Below are 17,309 nucleotides of genomic sequence, written 5' to 3' on the forward strand. Positions count from 1 at the left end.
CCCCCCCCCCCCCCCGCCGCGGCGGCGAACCGGAGCAGGATGCCTGGCGTGCGCTGGATGGCATCAACCGCATGGTGGCCGAACCGAACAGCCGCAGCATGCGCCTGATCCTGCTCGGGATGTTTTCCACCCTGCTGCAGGCCAAGGGCGACGTCAAGCTGGATCCGCATGCCCGGCCGCTGCTGCTGGTGGAAGACCCGGAAACTCGCCTGCACCCGATCATGCTGTCGGTGGCCTGGGGGCTGCTCAATCAGCTGCCGCTGCAGCGCATCACCACCACCAACTCCAGCGAACTGGTGTCGCTGGTGCCGGTGGAGCACGTCTGCCGGCTGGTGCGCGAGTCGGGGCGGGTCGCGACCTACCGTCTCGGGCCGCGCGGGCTGAGCGCCGAAGACGGGCGGCGCATCGCGTTTCACATCCGTTTCAACCGGCCGTCGTCGCTGTTCGCCCGCTGTTGGCTGCTGGTGGAAGGCGAGACCGAAGTGTGGCTGCTGAACGAGCTGGCGCGCCAGTGCGGCTACCATTTCGAGGCGGAAGGGGTGAGGGTCATCGAATTCGCCCAGTGCGGCCTGAAGCCGCTGCTGCGCTTTGCCCGCCGCATGGGCATCGAGTGGCATGCGCTGGTGGACGGCGACGAGGCGGGCAAAAAGTACGCCAATACCGTGCGCAGCCTGCTGGACAATCATGAAGACAACGAGCGCGATCGGCTGACCGCGCTGCCGGCGCCGGACATGGAGCACTTCATGTTCCGCGAAGGGTTCGGCCCGGTCTATCACCGGATGGCGTCGGTGCCGCTCAACGCGCAGATGCCGGTGCGCAAGGTGATCCTGAAAGCGGTTCACCACTCGTCCAAGCCGGATCTGGCGATCGAGGTCGCGATGCAGGCCGGCGAATGGGGCACGGACTCGGTGCCGCCGCTGCTGAAGAAAATGTTCTCACGGGTGATCTGGCTGGCGCGCGGCCGGGCGGACTGACGGCCAGCCGGGCGTTATCGGGCGCAGAAATGCGCCGCCAATCCTTGTTCCAGCTCGTCCAGCAGCTGATAGCGGCGGCGATACTCGGCGCGCTTCTTGCTGGCAATCTCTTCGATCGGCTTGCGAGCGATGCGTTCGGGCAGCAGGAAATAGCCGCTGTCGAGCGGTTTGGCGCCCATCGACAGCCAGAACTGATCGTAATCGGCGTGCAGTTTGTCCTTCTTCTTACTCTGGTAACGCCAGTTTTGATAGATATGGGTGGCGTTGCCGACCGCCACGATCTGGCGGATACCGAGGTGCCGCGCCAGCGTGCAGATGCCTTCCAGCACCAGGCGTTTGGGGAACAGGCCGTGACACTCTTTGGTGGTGTGCTGGATCTCGGCGTGCGGCACCTCATGGTTGGCGCCCTGCAGGCCGCCGATGAACAGCGTGGGTTGCTGCTGATAATGCATCAGCGCAAAGGTGATCTCCGCCAGCATCACGCCGTTGGCGTTGCGCAGCAGCAGCGTGGCTTCCCCTTCCTTATTCAGCTTGTCGATCGCCGCCAGCTCCAGCGCGATCGGCGCTTCGTTTTTGCCCATCGCGCTGGCCAGCACGAAAGACTGCGGGCCGAGGTGGCCGAGGCGCATCTTTAGCGGCATGCGTTGCGCGATAAGATCGTAATGATCGCGCAGAGCGAACAGGCATTCGATCTTGCTCATGTTGGCCGCCAGATACGGGCGATGCAGTTTGCACGGCAGGTTCGGCTGCGCGCTCAGGATCTCCTCCAGCAGCGGGTTGCTGGCCAGGGTGCTGAGCAGGCCGCTGGTAGTGCGCCAGTTGAGCAGCGAACGGCCGAGAAACTTCAGGCGAAACGAGGGCTTTTTCCAGGCGTTGCTCGGTGCCTTTTCGCCATTGATCAGCGCCGTCATCAGTTGCCAGCCGTTAAGCGGCCGGGCAGAGGCGAGTGGGTAGCTGAGCTGTGACATGATGAAATCCTTGGCTGTATTGAATGGCGCTATTTCATCAAGGCTTCACTAAACGGGAGTTCAATGCTGAACTGTAACCAAGCGTGTCTCCACATTGTGTTGAGCTAAGGTTTAGTTATTCCCTACGGTGCGTGCTAATTTAGCTCCGCCGCCGCAACGGGCGGTTGATATTCACAAGCACAGGCAGGTCAATTTTGACAGGGTTTAAAGGACATAAACGCCGCTGGATACTCGTTCTGGCGGTCATTGCGGCGCTTGCCGCGGCGGCCGTTTGGCACTTTCGCCATCCGGCGCCAACCGATTTCAAAACGGTAAAGGCCACCCAGCGCGATCTGCAGCAGAACGTGTTGGCGACCGGCCAACTGGACGCGGTGCGCAAGGTCGACGTCGGCGCGCAGGTCAGCGGGCAGTTGGAAAAGCTGTATGTCGAGATCGGCGACAAGGTGAAGAAAGGCCAGTTGTTGGGGGTTATCGATCCGCAACAGGCGCAGAACAGCATCCGTGAAGGCGAGGCGACGCTGCGTGAACTGCATGCGCAACTGCTGCAGGCGCAGGCCGAACAGCAGCTGGCGGCGGTCACGCTGCAGCGCAACCAGGCGTTGGCCAAGCTGCAGGCGGTGTCGCGCCAGGATCTGGATCAGGCGGCGACGCAGCTGGCGGTGAAGAAGGCGCAGGTGGGCACCATCAATGCGCAGATCGCGCGGAACCAGGCCAGCCTGGATACCGCCAAGATCAACCTGGCCTATACCCGCATCGAAGCGCCGATGGATGGCGACGTGGTGCAGATCACCACGCTGCAGGGCCAGACGGTGATCGCGGCGCAGCAGGCGCCGAACATTCTGACGCTGGCGGATCTTGGCACCATGCTGGTGAAGGCGCAGGTATCGGAGGCTGACGTCATTAACCTCAAGCCGGGTCAGAAGGCCTGGTTCACGGTGCTGGGCGATCCGACCCGGCGCTTCGACGGCGTGCTGAAAGACATTCAGCCGACGCCGGAAAAGGTCAACAACGCCATCTTCTATTACGCTCGTTTCGAAGTGCCCAACCCGGAAAGGTTGCTGCGCTTGCAAATGACGGCGCAGGTGCATATTCAGCTGGCCGGCGTCGAGCAGGCGCTGGTGATCCCGCTGGCGGCGCTGGGCGATCAGATCGCCGACAATCGCTACCACGTCTCGGTGCTGAAACAGGGCAAGGAAGAGAAGCGCGAGGTGGCTATCGGCCTGCGCAACAATATCGACGTGCAGATCCTCAGCGGCCTCGAGGCGGGCGATGAGGTGATCGTCAGCCGCGGCGGCGTGGAGGCCGGCTGATGGCGGCGCTGTTGCAGCTGAGCGGCATCCGCCGCAGCTACCGTTCCGGCGAGCAGACGGTGGAGGTGCTGAAGGGGATCAGCCTGAGCATTGAAGCCGGTGAAATGGTGGCGATCATGGGGGCCTCCGGCTCCGGCAAATCGACGCTGATGAACATTCTCGGCTGTCTGGACAAGCCGAGCGCCGGCGTGTATCGGGTGGCCGGGCAGGATGTGGCGACGCTGAGCGACGATGCACTGGCGCAGCTGCGGCGCGAGCATTTCGGCTTTATCTTTCAGCGCTATCATCTGCTGCCGCACCTGAGCGCAGCGCACAACGTCGAAGTGCCGGCGGTGTACGCGGGGCTGGGCAAAGCGGCGCGGCGCGAGCGGGCGGTGGCGCTGTTGCGGCGCCTGGGGTTGGGGGAGCGCGTCAACTACCGGCCGAGCCAGCTTTCCGGCGGCCAGCAGCAGCGCGTCAGTATCGCCCGCGCGCTGATGAACGGCGGGCAGGTGATCCTGGCGGATGAGCCGACCGGCGCGCTCGACAGCCACTCCGGCGAAGAGGTGATGGCGATCCTCAAACAGCTGTGCGCCCAGGGCCACACCGTGATTCTGGTGACCCACGATCCGGCGGTAGCGCGCCAGGCGGAGCGGATCATCGAGATCCGCGACGGCGAGATTATCGCCGATTCGCGTCCGGCACCGCAGAAGAATGCGCAGGCCAAGCCGTTGGCGCTGGCCGCCGCGGCGGCTTCCTGGCGGCAGGTGGGCGGCCGTTTCCGCGAGGCGCTGGTGATGGCCTGGCGTGCGATGGCGGCCAACAAGATGCGCACCGCGCTGACCATGCTCGGCATCATTATCGGTATCGCCTCGGTGGTGTCGATCCTGGTGATCGGCGACGCCGCCAAGCAGATGGTGCTGGCGGACATCAAATCCATCGGCACCAACACCGTCGATATTTATCCTGGCAAGGACTTCGGCGATGACGATCCGACCTACCGGCAATCGTTGAAATACGGCGATCTCGATGCGCTGCGCGAACAGCCGTACATCAGCGCGCTGTCGCCGAGCATCAGCAGCAGCATGCGGCTGCGCTTGGGCAACGTCGACGCGGCGGCCAACGTCAACGGCGTCAGCGAGCAGTTCTTCCGCGTGTACGGCATGAGCTTTACCCAGGGCGTCGGCATCGATCCGCTGCAGGTGCAGTCGCAGGCGCAGACGGTAGTGATCGACGCCAATACCCAGCGCCGGCTGTTCCCGCACCAGAAGAACGTGGTGGGCGAGGTGATCCTGGTTGGCAACATGCCGGCGACGGTGGTCGGCGTGGCCAAGGAGAAGCAGTCGATGTTCGGCAGCAGCAAGACGCTGAACGTGTGGGTGCCTTACAGCACCATGGCCAACCGGCTGATGGGCAACAATTATTTTGACTCGATCACCGTGCGCATCCGCGACGGCTACGACAGCAAGGAAGCGGAACAGCAGCTGTCGCGCCTGTTGACGCTGCGCCACGGCAAGAAGGACTTCTTCACCTATAACATGGACAGCCTGGTGCAAACCGCCGAGAAAACCACCCGCACGCTGCAGCTGTTCCTGACGCTGGTGGCGGTGATTTCGCTGGTGGTCGGCGGTATCGGCGTGATGAACATCATGCTGGTGTCGGTGACCGAACGCACGCGCGAGATCGGCATCCGCATGGCGGTGGGCGCCCGTTCCGGCGACGTGTTGCAGCAGTTCCTGATCGAGGCGGTGTTGGTCTGCCTGGTGGGGGGCGCGCTGGGGATTACGCTGTCGTTCGCCATCGGCCTGGTGGTGCAGTTGGTATTGCCGGGCTGGCAGATCAGCTTCCCGCCGGCGGCGTTGCTGAGCGCGTTCCTGTGTTCCACCGGCATCGGCGTGGTGTTCGGCTACCTGCCGGCGCGCAATGCCGCGCGGCTGAATCCGATCGATGCGCTGGCGCGCGAGTAAGTAAAAGGCATAAAAAATGCCAGTCACACGGCGGCTGGCATTTTTATCGCAGTCACGGTCGATGCAGCGCGACGCTGCCGGAAGCGTTTAGGACAGCGCCTCGCTTTCCACCGGCACAATAAGGCTGGCATGGTTCCCTTTTGGCCCTTGATGCACGTCGAAGCTGACCTGTTGGCCCGCCTTCAACGTTCTGTAACCATCCATCTTGATGGTGGAATAATGCGCGAAAATATCTTCGCCACCGCCGGCTGGGCAGATGAAGCCAAAACCTTTGGCGTTGTTAAACCATTTAACAGTACCCGTCTCCATGCTTTTACATCCCTCGCAACGCTATTTTAAGTGAGATGAATAACTGATTTCGCACCCGCCGCGGGCGGGTAGCAGCGTGGACAAAGGGTGGTTAAAAGACCACCAGCCACGAATTTACACTCTAGAGCAAATGATCGGGCCGTCAAGGGATCGGCTTTTGTCGGCGGGGAGCAGTTCACCAAAGTTTGAAGCAGGTAACGCTATTGCCACGATTCAGTCACAATTGGCCCGTTTTTTTGCGCACGTTACAGTGCGGCGGGACGAAGCCGAAGATGATAAAATAGTAACTATCCCCCACTTTGAATAACCGAAACCTGCCCCCATATAAGAGGGCAGAGCAGAGAAGATGAGCAGCGATGGGCAATAACAACGACTGGCTAAACTTTGAACACTTGGCCGAAGAAAAACAAATCGATGCGGTAAAACCGCCGTCTATGTATAAAGTTATACTTAACAACGACGATTACACACCGATGGAATTTGTGATTGACGTTCTGCAAAAGTTCTTTTCTTATGATATTGAACGCGCAACGCAACTGATGCTCACGGTCCACTATCAAGGCAAGGCGATCTGTGGTGTTTTTACCGCCGAGGTGGCGGAAACCAAAGTCGTCCATGTGAACCGGTACGCAAGGGAGAACGAGCATCCGTTGCTTTGTACGCTGGAAAAAGCCTGAATAAGGCAATCTATTGGGGAGGTGCTTATGCTCAATCAAGAACTGGAACTCAGTCTCAACATGGCGTTCGCCAGGGCGCGTGAGCACAGACACGAGTTTATGACCGTGGAGCACCTGTTGCTGGCGTTGCTGAGCAACCCTGCCGCGCGAGAAGCGCTTGAGGCATGTACGGTGGATCTGGCCGCGTTGCGCCAGGAGCTGGAAGCCTTCATCGAACAAACCACACCGACGCTGCCCGCCGGCGAAGAGGAGCGCGACACTCAGCCGACGCTCAGCTTTCAGCGCGTGTTGCAGCGCGCGGTCTTCCATGTGCAATCTTCCGGCCGCAGCGAAGTGTCCGGCGCCAACGTGTTGGTGGCCATCTTCAGCGAGCAGGAGTCGCAGGCGGCCTATCTGCTGCGCAAACACGACGTCAGCCGTCTCGACGTGGTGAACTTCATTTCACATGGCACGCGTAAAGACGAGCCGGGCCAAGCGCCGAATGCGGAAAACCCGGTGAACGAAGAGCAGTCCGGAGGGGAAGACCGTATGGAAAACTTCACCACCAACCTCAATCAGTTGGCCCGTGTGGGCGGCATCGATCCGTTGATCGGCCGCGATCGTGAGCTGGAACGCGCGATTCAGGTGCTGTGCCGCCGTCGTAAAAACAACCCGCTGCTGGTTGGCGAATCCGGCGTCGGCAAGACCGCCATCGCCGAAGGGCTGGCCTGGCGTATCGTGCAGGGTGACGTGCCGGAAGTGATGGCGGACTGCACGCTGTATTCGCTGGATATCGGTTCACTGCTGGCCGGCACCAAATACCGCGGCGACTTCGAGAAGCGCTTCAAGGCGCTGCTCAAGCAGCTGGAACAGGATCAGAACAGCATTTTGTTCATCGATGAAATTCACACCATCATCGGCGCCGGCGCGGCTTCCGGTGGGCAGGTGGATGCCGCCAACCTGATCAAACCGCTGCTGTCGAGCGGCAAGATCCGGGTGATCGGCTCGACCACCTACCAGGAGTTCAGCAACATCTTCGAAAAGGATCGCGCCCTGGCGCGCCGTTTCCAGAAGATCGACATCACCGAGCCGACGGCGGAAGAGACCGTTCAGATCATCAACGGCCTGAAGGCCAAGTATGAAGCGCACCACGACGTGCGTTATACCGCCAAGGCGATCCGCGCCGCGGTGGAGCTGTCGGTGAAATACATCAACGATCGTCATCTGCCGGACAAGGCGATCGACGTGATCGACGAGGCGGGCGCCCGCAGCCGGTTGATGCCGGCCAGCAAGCGCAAGAAAACCGTCAACGTGGCCGATATCGAATCCGTGGTGGCGCGTATCGCTCGCATCCCGGAGAAAACCGTGTCGGCCAGCGATCGCGACGTGCTGCGAAATCTGGGCGATCGTTTGAAGATGCTGGTGTTCGGCCAGGATCAGGCGATCGAAGCGTTGACCGAGGCGATCAAGATGAGCCGCGCCGGTCTGGGCCACGAGCGCAAGCCGGTCGGTTCCTTCCTGTTCGCCGGGCCGACCGGGGTCGGGAAAACCGAGGTCACCGTACAGTTGGCCAAGGCGATGGATATCGAGCTGCTGCGTTTCGACATGTCCGAGTACATGGAGCGGCATACCGTCAGCCGTCTGATCGGCGCGCCTCCGGGCTATGTCGGTTACGATCAGGGCGGGCTGCTGACCGATGCGGTGATTAAGCATCCGCATGCGGTGGTGCTGCTCGATGAGATCGAGAAGGCGCATCCGGACGTGTTCAACCTGCTGCTGCAGGTGATGGACAACGGGACGCTGACCGACAACAACGGCCGCAAGGCGGACTTCCGCAACGTGATCCTGGTGATGACCACCAACGCCGGGGTGCGGGAAACCGAACGCAAGTCGATCGGCCTGGTGCAGCAGGACAACAGCACCGACGCGATGGAAGAGATCAAGAAGGTGTTTACGCCGGAGTTCCGCAACCGTCTGGACAACATCATCTGGTTCAACCATCTGTCTACCGAGGTGATCCAGCAGGTGGTCGATAAGTTCATCGTCGAACTGCAGGCGCAGCTGGATGCGAAGGGCGTTTCGCTGGAAGTGAGCGACGAAGCGCGCGACTGGCTGTCGGTGAAGGGCTACGACCGTGCGATGGGGGCTCGTCCGATGGCGCGCGTCATGCAGGAGAACCTGAAGAAACCGTTGGCCAACGAACTGCTGTTCGGCTCGCTGGTGGACGGCGGTTCCGTGAAGGTCGAGCTGGACAAGGACAAGAAACAGCTGACCTACCACTTCCTCAGCGCCGCCAAACGCAAGGCGGACGAGGGCGCGGTGCATTAAGGCCGCCTACAGGCAAAGAAAAAGCGATGCTTCGGCATCGCTTTTTTTATGGGTGAGATTCACCGTACAACAGAAACGAGTGAGCCCTCTCAGTTTACCTGCGCACCTGCAACCCGTTGTGTAACGTCGCTGCGGGGGTAAACGGAAAGGGCTCCCGAGGGATTACATCCTCGATGCCGCCAGCGTGTGGCGCGCGGTGAGCCGATTAACGGCTACGGAAGACAATGCGGCCTTTGCTCAGGTCGTACGGGGTCAGCTCTACAGTGACTTTGTCGCCCGTCAGGATGCGGATATAGTTTTTACGCATTTTACCGGAGATGTGTGCGGTTACCACGTGCCCGTTTTCCAATTCAACGCGGAACATGGTGTTCGGCAGCGTATCAAGAACGGTGCCCTGCATTTCAATATTGTCTTCTTTGGCCATCGAATCCTCTAGGTCTAACTACCTTAGTTTTTAACCGGCAAGATAATGCCGAAAAACCCCCATTATGTAAAGATGTGTCGGTGAACATTGCACCGTTTCCACCAATTAGTTTACTGGAGAGGGCGGTTCAGCCGGCTGTGGGGATATGACTTGCGGCTCCCAGCACGCCGGCGCCAAAGGCCGCCGTTGAAGGGTGCTGAGCTGCTGCAAAAATTGACGGCGCGGAATTTCACGCGCGCCAAGGCGGGCAGTGTGAGCGTTCAGCACCTGGCAGTCAATCAATTCCCCGCCATAAGCGGCAAAATGGCGGCAAAAGGCCATCAATGCGCATTTTGAGGCGTTGGTGACGCGGCTGAACATCGATTCGCCGCAGAACAACGCGCCCTGCGCCACGCCGTACATGCCGCCGACCAGTTGATCATCCTGCCACACCTCCACCGAGTGCGCATAGCCGAGGCGGTGCAGATGCTGATAGGCGCGCTGTACCTCCGGGCCGATCCAGGTGCCTTCATCCGGCCGGTGGGCGCAGGCGGCGATCACCGCGGCGAAGTCGTGATTGAGCGTGATGCGAAACGGATCGTGGCGCAAAAAGCGTTTCAGGCTGCGGTTGAGATGAAACTCTGTCGGGAACAGCACCGCACGCGGATCGGGCGACCACCACAGAATCGCTTCCCCCGGCGAATACCAGGGGAAAATGCCGCGCTCGTAGGCCGCCAGCAGCCGCGGCGCCGTCAGGTCGCCGCCGATAGCCAGCAGGCCGTTAGGGTCGCGCAGGGCGCCCTCAGGCGAGGGAAACGCCAGCGACTGGGGGGAAAGTTTAACGATGCGCATACAGGCTCTCTGCGTCCTCTATGGGCCGATTACGGCGCCAGGTTGCTGATACGGTTGCGAAAGCGGGCATAGCGGCCCTGCCGGCGCATCAGGGTGGCGTGATCGCCCTGTTCGACAATCCGGCCGTCGTCCATCACGCAAATGCGGTCGAGATGCTCCAGGCCGTACAGACGGTGCGTCACCAGGATCAGCGTTTTGCCCTGACAATGCCGGCGCAGCAGCGCCAGGATCTGCTGCTCGGTTTCGGCGTCCAGCCCTTCGGTCGGTTCGTCGAGCAGCAGCAGCGGGGCAGGGTGCAGCAGCGCGCGGGCGATGCCCAGACGGCGCTGTTCGCCGCCGGACAGCTGCCGGCCGCCTTCGCCCAGCCAGGCGTTCAGCCCGCCGTCGCTGTCCAGCAATTTGCCGAGCCCCACCTGCTGCAGCACCTCGCTCAGGCGAGCGTCGTCGGCGTCCGGCGCGGCCAGCCGCAGGTTTTCCCGCAGCGTATCGCTGAAGATATGCACCCGCTGGCTGACGACCGTGGTCATCCGACGCAGCGTGGTTTCATCATAATCCTCCAGCGGTTCGCCGTTGAGCAGAATGTTGCCGCCGTCGGTGCGCCAGGCGCGGGTCAGCAGCTGCAGCAGGGTGGACTTGCCGCAGCCGGTGCGGCCGAGCAAGGCGATGTGTTCGCCGGCCGCGACCTCGAGCGTGACGTCGCGCAGCACCGGCTGCGGCTGGTCGGGGTAGGTGAAACTCAGCTGCCGCAGGCTAAGCTGAGCGCGATCGGCGGCGGCCGGGCCGGTGGCCGGGAAGGTGACCTCCGGCTGACGATCGATGATCTGTTTGACCCGCGTGGCGGAGGCGATCACCTGGCCGAGATGCTGGAAGGCACCGGCGACCGGCATCAGCGCTTCGAACGACGCCAGCGCGGCGAAGACAAACAGCGCGATCAGCGCGCCGGGCTGGGTATCGCCGCCGATGCCGGCGGCGGTCAGCCACAGCAGCAGCGTCACCGTCAGCCCGCTGGCGAGGATCATCAGCGCCTGCGCCTTGCCGCTCAGCGAGGCCTGCTGCCACTGGCGGCGTTGCCACCGCTGTTCGGTGGCGTTTAGCGTCTGGCGGAAGTCGTTGACGGCACCGAACACCACCAGCTCGGCCTGCCCCTGCAGCCAGGCGGTCAGGTCGGTTCGGTATTGGCCGCGCAGGGCGGTAAGCTGGCCGCCGATCGGTTTACCGGCGCGATAGAACACCGGCGGCACCAGCAGCAGCAACAGTAACAGAATGCCGCCCAGCGTCAGGGCGAGCGCAGGATCGAGCCAGCTCAGGCCGTAGGTGACCACCAGGATCACCACCGCCGCGCTGATCAGCGGCGAGATCACCCGCAGATAAAGATGATCCAGCGTGTCCACGTCCGCCACCAGGCGGTTGAGCAGGTCGGCCTGGCGGAAGCGGGCGATGCCGCCCGGCGTCAGCGGCAGGATCTTGCTGAAGGTGAACACCCGCAGATGCGACAGCACGCGGAAGGTGGCGTCGTGGCTGACGACTCGCTCGGCATAGCGCCCGGCGGTGCGGAAGATTGCCGCGCCGCGCACGCCGGCGGCCGGCAGCATGTAGTTGAAGGTCAACAGGCCCGCCAATCCGGCCAGCGACGAGGCGGCCAGGAACCAGCCGGAGAGTGCCAGCAGGCCGATGCTGGCCAGCAGAGTGACGATCGCCAACAGGATGCCCAGGTTAATCAGCAGGCTATGGCGGCGATACAACGCCAAAAACGGCAGCAAAACGCGCATGATTAAAGCTCCCCGCGGCGATGGGCGATCAGAGTGGCAAACAGGCCCGGTTGGGCGCTGAGGGTGGCGTAATCGCCCTGTTGCACGATGCGCCCGTTATCCATCACCCAAATCTGATCGTAGTCTTCGGTATCTTCCAGCTGGTGCGTTACCAGCAGGGTGGTTTGCTGATGCGAAGCGGCATTCAACGCCTGCATCACCCGTTGTTCGCTGTGGGCGTCGAGGCTGGCGGCCGGTTCATCCAGCAGCAGCAGGCTGCGCGGGCCGATCAGCGCCCGGGCGACCGCCACGCGCTGCGCCTGGCCGACCGACAGGCGAGCGGCGTTGTCGCCCACTTCGGTGTCGAGCCCCTGCGGCAGATAAGGGAGCAGTTCGCTGACGTAGGCGAGTTCCACCGCCTGCTGCAGCTGCGCTTCGTCGGCCTGCGGGCAGCCCAGCAGAATATTGGCGCGCAGGGTTTGCGCCGGCAGATGCGGGTTCTGGCCGACCCAGCTCAGCTGCTGGCGCCAGGTTTCGGCGGACAGTTCACGCAGCTCAATGCCGTTGACGGTCAACGACCCGCGATAGGGCAGGAAGCCGAGCAGCAGATTCAGCAGTGAGCTCTTACCGGCGCCGCTCAGCCCGACCAGCGCCACGCGCTGCTGCGGTTGCAGGGTGAAGCCCAGCGGCCCGGCCAGCAGTACGCCGTTCGGCGACAGGATTTCCAACGCGTTCGCCTGCAGCGTCAGCGGTTGATCGGCGGGCAGTTGCCGCGTGCCGTTGCCCATCTGTTCGCCTTCGGCGCTGAGGAAGGTTTCCAGCGCTTCCGCCGCGCCGATCGCCTGCGCTTTGGCATGGTAGAAGGTGCCGAGATCGCGCAGCGGTTGGAAAAACTCCGGCGCCAGAATTAACACCAGAAAACCGGAAAACAGCGTTACGCCGAGGCCGTAGCTGCCGAAGTTGAGTTCGCCGAGGTAGGAAAAGCCGAAGTACACCGCCACCACGGCAATGGAGATCGAGGCGAAGAACTCCAGCACGCCGGAAGAGAGGAAGGCCAGGCGCAGCACTTCCATGGTGCGGCTGCGGAAGTCTTCGGAGGATTTGGCGATCTGCGCGGTTTCGGCCTGCGCGCGGTCGAACAGCCGCAGGGTGTCCAGGCCGCGCAGGCGGTCAAGGAAGTTGCCGCTCAATCGCGCCAGCGCCACGAAGTTACGGCGGTTGGCGTCGGCGGCTCCCATGCCGACCAGCGCCATAAACAGCGGGATCAGCGGCGCGGTCGCCAGCAGAATGATGCCCGCGGCCCAATTGATCGGGAAGACGGCGATCAAAATCAGCAGCGGGATGAACACCGCCAGATACATCTGCGGCAGATAGCGCGAGTAATAGTCCTGCATATCCTCGATCTGCTCGACGATGATGCTGGCCCAGCTGCCCGCCGGTTTGCCCTGGATCCAGGCCGGGCCGAGCTGCTGCAGCTTATCCAGCACCTGTTGGCGCATGCGCTGGCGGATCACCTGCCCACACAGGAAACCGATCCGTTCCCGCAGCCAGCTTAACAGCGCCCGCAGCGCGAACGCAGCGGCCAGCCAGATAAACGAAGGGATCAGCTGTTCGCGCGGAGTATGCTCGATGATCAGGGCGTGCAGCAGGCTGGCCAGCAGCCACGCCTGCGCCACGATCAGCAGGCCGCTGAACAGCCCCAACAGCATGGAAAGGCGCAGCCAACGCTGCGCTAACGAACTCTGGGTTTTAAGCCAACGGGTTAACTGTTGCTGTCTGGTTTTTTTCATCAGATATGCGTCTGCGTCGCCGGCGCCCGTTTGTTACGGGCTGGGTTAACGTACTGTTAAATAATAGTGTTTGGCGCAATCGGCGGCAAACAAGCGAGGTCCCATGTTACCTCGTCACCCGGCAGACTGAAAATAATAAAGCGGCCAAATGTGGCTATAACAGACGCGTTACCGACTATTTGACTTCCTCACTCGCGGCCTCGGCTTCCAGAGCGGCGCACACCGACGCTCGCTCTGCGATCCGCGCCACATAATGCTGGAGCGGCGGCCACTCGCTCAGCGAAATCTCGAAGCGCGCCATCCAGCGCAACACGGTAAACAGATAAGCGTCTGCGACGCTGAAATGCGTTCCCAGCAGATAAGTTTGTGGTGCCAAAGCTTGCGCGATATAACCCAATCGCCGCCTCAACTTGTCGCGCAACAACGTCTTGGCGCCGTCGGGCAGGGCGTCATTGAATAAAGGGGCGGCGCCGGCATGGATCTCGCTGGTGATGAAATTAAGCCATTCCTGCAGCCGTACTCGCTCAAAGGCCGTCGGTGGCGGCGCCAGCCGGCACTCTGGGCGCAGGTCGGCGAGGTATTGAACGATGGCTGGGCCTTCGGTGATCACATTGCCATCGTCCAGTTGCAGGGCGGCGACGTAGCCTTTGGGGTTGATGCGATAGAAATCCTCACCGTCGGCGCAGCGCTTGCTGCGATTGTTCACCCTGATCAGGGTGAAGGGGAGCGCTAATTCGCGCAGGACGATATGTGGGGCAAGCGAGCAGGCATCGGGAGCAAAATACAGCTTCATGCTATTTCCTTGTGGGTTAATGAGAACGCTTGCCACAGCATGCCGACGCGGGCAGCGGCGGGAAAATGGAAATTTCAGAAAGCCGCTATTAGCTCAGCGACTGGTCAGGGTTTGCTCCTGTTCTCGCAGGTAACTCATCAGGGTTTGGACGGGGGGCTGGGCCGCCGCCTCGGATGAGCACGCGAGGCCGAAACGGCGATAAATCGGCGCAACAAGCGGCAGAGCACAAACTCCGAGCGCGTCGGGCGGGATCACGGACGCGGGCATCAGCGCAACGCCCGTGCCCTCCCTGACCAGCGTCAACGCCGTTTGCCAATCGCTGACGGTGGCGCGGATATCGGCCAGCGCCAAACCTGACTGCTGCGCCAATCGTTGCGCATTCACATCACACCCGCCGGTCGCCAGGATAAAAGGCAGCCGGAACAGGGCATCCAGCGCCACCGGCCGCCGCGCTCGCGCCAGCGGGTGCGCGCTGGGCACGACCGCCAGCCAGGCATCCTCTCCCAAAGGGAAGCACAGCCGCTCCGGCGCCGGATTGAGCACCACGCCGATGTCTGCCGTTGCCGATGTTAACCAGCTCTCCACTTCGTGATCGGTGCCCTCGAGCGTAATCAGCTCAATGTCGGGGTACAGACGGCGAAATTTGCGCAGCAGCGGCGGCAACAGCTTGCTAAATGCCGACGGGAAACTGGCCAGGCGTATTTTGCCCGCGTGTGCGTTGCCGGCTTGTTGCGCACACTGCTGAATGGCTCGCAGTGCTTCCAACATCATGCGGGCATGGGTGACGATCTGTAGGCCGCTTTGGGTCAAGACGACATTGTGCGGTTGGCGAACCAAAAGCCGGGTGCTCAGCATTGTCTCCAGTTGAGCGATGGCCTGGCTGGCGGCAGACTGCGTCATACCGCAGAGCGCGGCAGCCTGAGTGATGGTGCCGCTGTCGGCGACGGCAACCAGCAGGCGCCAGTGGAGAAGATTATGCATCGGCGTGCATCCTCTTGAGGAGCGAAGACAAAAAAAGCGGCTCGAGAGCCGCTTTTTGCTGGTGGCGAGAAAGCCTTAGCAGACTTCTGCGCCGGCGATGCCGTCCAGGTAACGCTCTGCGTCCAGCGCCGCCATACATCCGGTGCCGGCGGAGGTGATCGCCTGGCGGTAAATGTGATCCATCACGTCGCCTGCGGCGAAAACGCCGGGGATGGTGGTTTGGGTCGCATTGCCGTGAATGCCGGACTGCACCTTGATGTAGCCGTTTTCCAGCTCCAGCTGGCCGCCGAAGATGCCGGTGTTCGGGCTGTGGCCGATGGCGATGAACACGCCGGCCAGTTCCAGTTCGCGGGTTTCGTTTTCCGCTTTGGTGCTGCGGATACGCACGCCGGTCACGCCCATTTCATCACCCAGCACTTCGTCCAGCGTGTGGTCGGTGTGCAGCACGATGTTGCCGCTTTTCACTTTTTCCATCAGCCGGTCGATCAGGATCTTCTCCGAACGGAAGCTGTCGCGGCGGTGGATCAGATGAACCTCGGCGGCGATATTGGACAGGTACAGCGCTTCTTCAACGGCGGTATTGCCGCCGCCGACCACCGCGACTTTCTGGTTGCGGTAGAAGAAACCGTCGCAGGTCGCACAGGCGGAAACGCCTTTGCCCTTGAAGGCGTCTTCGGAAGGCAGGCCAAGGTAGCGGGCTGAGGCGCCGGTCGCGATGATCAGCGCGTCGCAGCTGTATTCACCGCTGTCGCCGAACAGGCGGAACGGACGCTGCTGCAGATCGACGCTGTTGATGTGATCGAAGACGATTTCAGTCTGGAACTTCTCCGCGTGCTCGCGCATGCGCTCCATCAGCGCCGGACCTGTCAGGCCTTCGGCGTCGCCCGGCCAGTTTTCGACTTCGGTAGTGGTGGTCAGCTGGCCACCTTGTTCCAGACCGGTGATCAGCACCGGATTCAGGTTGGCGCGCGCCGCGTAGACGGCGGCGGTGTAACCGGCCGGGCCGGAACCCAGAATCAGTAATTTGCTATGTTTAGCCGTGCCCATGAATAACCTCTTTATTCCACAATGGCGGATAATGAAGCCGATTGTAGGGAAAATGGCGCAGTAAAAAAAGCGCCGGGCGACGTTGTTAACGATTTGTATGATAGTTGTCGCCTATTAATGCACCCGCTGTCGGCAAAACGTACGGCGAACGCAGAAATTTAGCTTATCAAAGCCGCATTCGGTTACCGAAGCGCCAACCGTGCAAAAACGGCGCAATCTGCAACCTCAGCCGCTTCCCACCGGGGTTTATCTGCCAGCGATTCATAACCAAAAATGGGATGCAGACTTTTCATGACGGTACGTTGTTCTGATTTTGCTTCTTTTACTTTGACAATCCGCTGCGCATTTGCGAAAACATCATAGGAAGAAGAAATTATCCCCGTAACACCAGCAAATCGTACGTATTTGCGCCGCGAGGCGGCAATGCGCGGTGGATGTGCGGAGCAGGGCGCGCAAGCGTTTGCTGATTTTTTCTCGACCTAAACGTCGTTACCGGCGTCGCGCGGGGTTGGACAGACAGGCTGCGCGGCGTGGAATGATGGTAGTGTAGTGAAGAAGCATATGACAGGCATCGGGTCTTCGCTTGGAACGAACCCTTACACATTGACGTTGGCTAGGGTGTGGCAAGTGCACGGAAGAAAATAAGAGAGACAATAATAATGGCAGACAACAAGAAACGCCCGGGTAAAGATCTTGACCGTATCGACCGCAACATCCTGAATGAGCTGCAGAAGGATGGGCGTATTTCGAACGTCGAGCTTTCGAAGCGCGTGGGGTTATCCCCGACACCATGTTTAGAACGCGTGCGCCGTCTCGAGCGCCAGGGTTTCATTCATGGCTATACCGCATTGCTTAACCCGCATTATCTGGATGCGTCCCTGCTGGTTTTCGTGGAGATCACGCTGAACCGCGGCGCGCCGGATGTGTTTGAGCAATTCAACTCGGCAGTGCAGAAGCTTGAAGAAATTCAGGAGTGTCATCTGGTTTCCGGTGATTTCGACTACCTGTTGAAAACCCGCGTACCGGACATGTCGGCTTACCGCAAGCTGCTGGGCGAAACCTTGCTGCGTTTGCCGGGGGTCAATGACACCCGTACCTACGTAGTGATGGAAGAAGTGAAACAGAGTAACCGTCTGGTTATCAAAACACGGTAAGGTGCAGGTGCAAAACCTGATTAAATTGGTTACACTCCTGTTTATTCATA

15 protein-coding genes are annotated in these 17,309 nt (G+C 61.3%); 6 read left to right on the forward strand and 9 right to left on the reverse strand.

Translation table 11 applies throughout. The features are described from left to right. Window positions 1-974: DUF2813 domain-containing protein (locus ACJ8HT_RS10320; protein ID WP_442520130.1), on the forward strand; the 974-nt coding region annotated here is incomplete at its 5' end. A 14-nt stretch (window positions 975-988) separates the two neighbouring features. Here ACJ8HT_RS10320 and ACJ8HT_RS10325 read toward each other — a convergent pair. Further along, complete coding sequence (locus ACJ8HT_RS10325; protein ID WP_049272985.1) at window positions 989-1,942, reverse strand: VirK/YbjX family protein; 954 nt, start codon at window positions 1,940-1,942, stop codon at window positions 989-991. Between the two features lie 194 nt (window positions 1,943-2,136). Between ACJ8HT_RS10325 and macA the strand changes: the two genes are divergently transcribed. Both macA and macB read left to right on the forward strand, forming a co-directional pair. After that, complete coding sequence (gene macA / locus ACJ8HT_RS10330; protein WP_060440293.1) at window positions 2,137-3,252, forward strand: macrolide transporter subunit MacA; 1,116 nt, start codon at window positions 2,137-2,139, stop codon at window positions 3,250-3,252. Continuing rightward, window positions 3,252-5,198, forward strand: a complete 1,947-nt coding sequence (macB, locus tag ACJ8HT_RS10335) for a macrolide ABC transporter ATP-binding protein/permease MacB (RefSeq protein WP_197652057.1) — start codon at window positions 3,252-3,254, stop codon at window positions 5,196-5,198. Before macA ends, macB begins: the two co-directional genes overlap by 1 nt. An 87-nt stretch (window positions 5,199-5,285) precedes the next feature. Here macB and cspD read toward each other — a convergent pair whose 3' ends face one another. Further along, window positions 5,286-5,507: a cold shock-like protein CspD gene (cspD, locus tag ACJ8HT_RS10340; protein ID WP_004928349.1), complete on the reverse strand. Its 222-nt coding sequence runs from the start codon at window positions 5,505-5,507 to the stop codon at window positions 5,286-5,288. Window positions 5,508-5,863: 356 nt separating this feature from the next. Here cspD and clpS point away from each other — a divergent pair, with 356 nt between their 5' ends. Together clpS and clpA are read left to right on the forward strand one after the other, a co-directional pair. Further along, window positions 5,864-6,184 carry an ATP-dependent Clp protease adapter ClpS gene (clpS, locus tag ACJ8HT_RS10345; RefSeq protein ID WP_004928347.1) on the forward strand — a complete coding sequence of 107 codons (321 nt, stop codon included), beginning with the start codon at window positions 5,864-5,866 and terminating at the stop codon, window positions 6,182-6,184. A gap of 27 nt (window positions 6,185-6,211) precedes the next feature. Continuing rightward, a complete protein-coding gene (gene clpA, locus ACJ8HT_RS10350; protein WP_004928343.1) occupies window positions 6,212-8,491 on the forward strand; it encodes an ATP-dependent Clp protease ATP-binding subunit ClpA in 2,280 nt (759 codons plus the stop codon). A 205-nt stretch (window positions 8,492-8,696) separates the two neighbouring features. On the opposite strand, the gene infA is transcribed toward clpA, so the two are convergent. From infA to trxB, 7 genes are all read right to left on the reverse strand, one after another. Next, the gene (gene infA / locus ACJ8HT_RS10355; RefSeq protein ID WP_002211347.1) at window positions 8,697-8,915 is read right to left on the reverse strand and encodes a translation initiation factor IF-1; all 219 of its coding nucleotides are present in this window, start codon (window positions 8,913-8,915) and stop codon (window positions 8,697-8,699) included. Between the two features lie 105 nt (window positions 8,916-9,020). Continuing rightward, window positions 9,021-9,746 (reverse strand): leucyl/phenylalanyl-tRNA--protein transferase, encoded by a 726-nt coding sequence (gene aat, locus ACJ8HT_RS10360; protein ID WP_110157607.1) that lies wholly within the window; start codon window positions 9,744-9,746, stop codon window positions 9,021-9,023. Window positions 9,747-9,775: 29 nt separating this feature from the next. Beyond that, window positions 9,776-11,515, reverse strand: coding sequence for a heme ABC transporter ATP-binding protein/permease CydC (gene cydC, locus ACJ8HT_RS10365; protein ID WP_197652056.1), 1,740 nt, complete (start codon window positions 11,513-11,515; stop codon window positions 9,776-9,778). A 2-nt stretch (window positions 11,516-11,517) separates the two neighbouring features. Further along, a complete protein-coding gene (gene cydD / locus ACJ8HT_RS10370; RefSeq protein WP_197652055.1) occupies window positions 11,518-13,284 on the reverse strand; it encodes a heme ABC transporter permease/ATP-binding protein CydD in 1,767 nt (588 codons plus the stop codon). 175 nt (window positions 13,285-13,459) lie between these two features. Continuing rightward, window positions 13,460-14,077 (reverse strand): glutathione transferase GstA, encoded by a 618-nt coding sequence (gene gstA, locus ACJ8HT_RS10375; protein ID WP_047727949.1) that lies wholly within the window; start codon window positions 14,075-14,077, stop codon window positions 13,460-13,462. Between the two features lie 93 nt (window positions 14,078-14,170). After that, window positions 14,171-15,058: a LysR family transcriptional regulator gene (locus ACJ8HT_RS10380; RefSeq protein WP_197652054.1), complete on the reverse strand. Its 888-nt coding sequence runs from the start codon at window positions 15,056-15,058 to the stop codon at window positions 14,171-14,173. A gap of 75 nt (window positions 15,059-15,133) precedes the next feature. After that, complete coding sequence (trxB, locus tag ACJ8HT_RS10385; protein WP_019454557.1) at window positions 15,134-16,105, reverse strand: thioredoxin-disulfide reductase; 972 nt, start codon at window positions 16,103-16,105, stop codon at window positions 15,134-15,136. Window positions 16,106-16,764: 659 nt separating this feature from the next. On the opposite strand from trxB, the gene lrp reads away from it, so the two are divergent. Continuing rightward, window positions 16,765-17,259 carry a leucine-responsive transcriptional regulator Lrp gene (gene lrp, locus ACJ8HT_RS10390; RefSeq protein ID WP_004928318.1) on the forward strand — a complete coding sequence of 165 codons (495 nt, stop codon included), beginning with the start codon at window positions 16,765-16,767 and terminating at the stop codon, window positions 17,257-17,259. Window positions 17,260-17,309: the final 50 nt, after the last annotated feature.

The sequence above is a fragment of the Serratia sp. CY44782 genome, from assembly GCF_052168715.1.
GTDB classification, from domain to species: Bacteria; Pseudomonadota; Gammaproteobacteria; order Enterobacterales; family Enterobacteriaceae; genus Serratia; species Serratia nevei.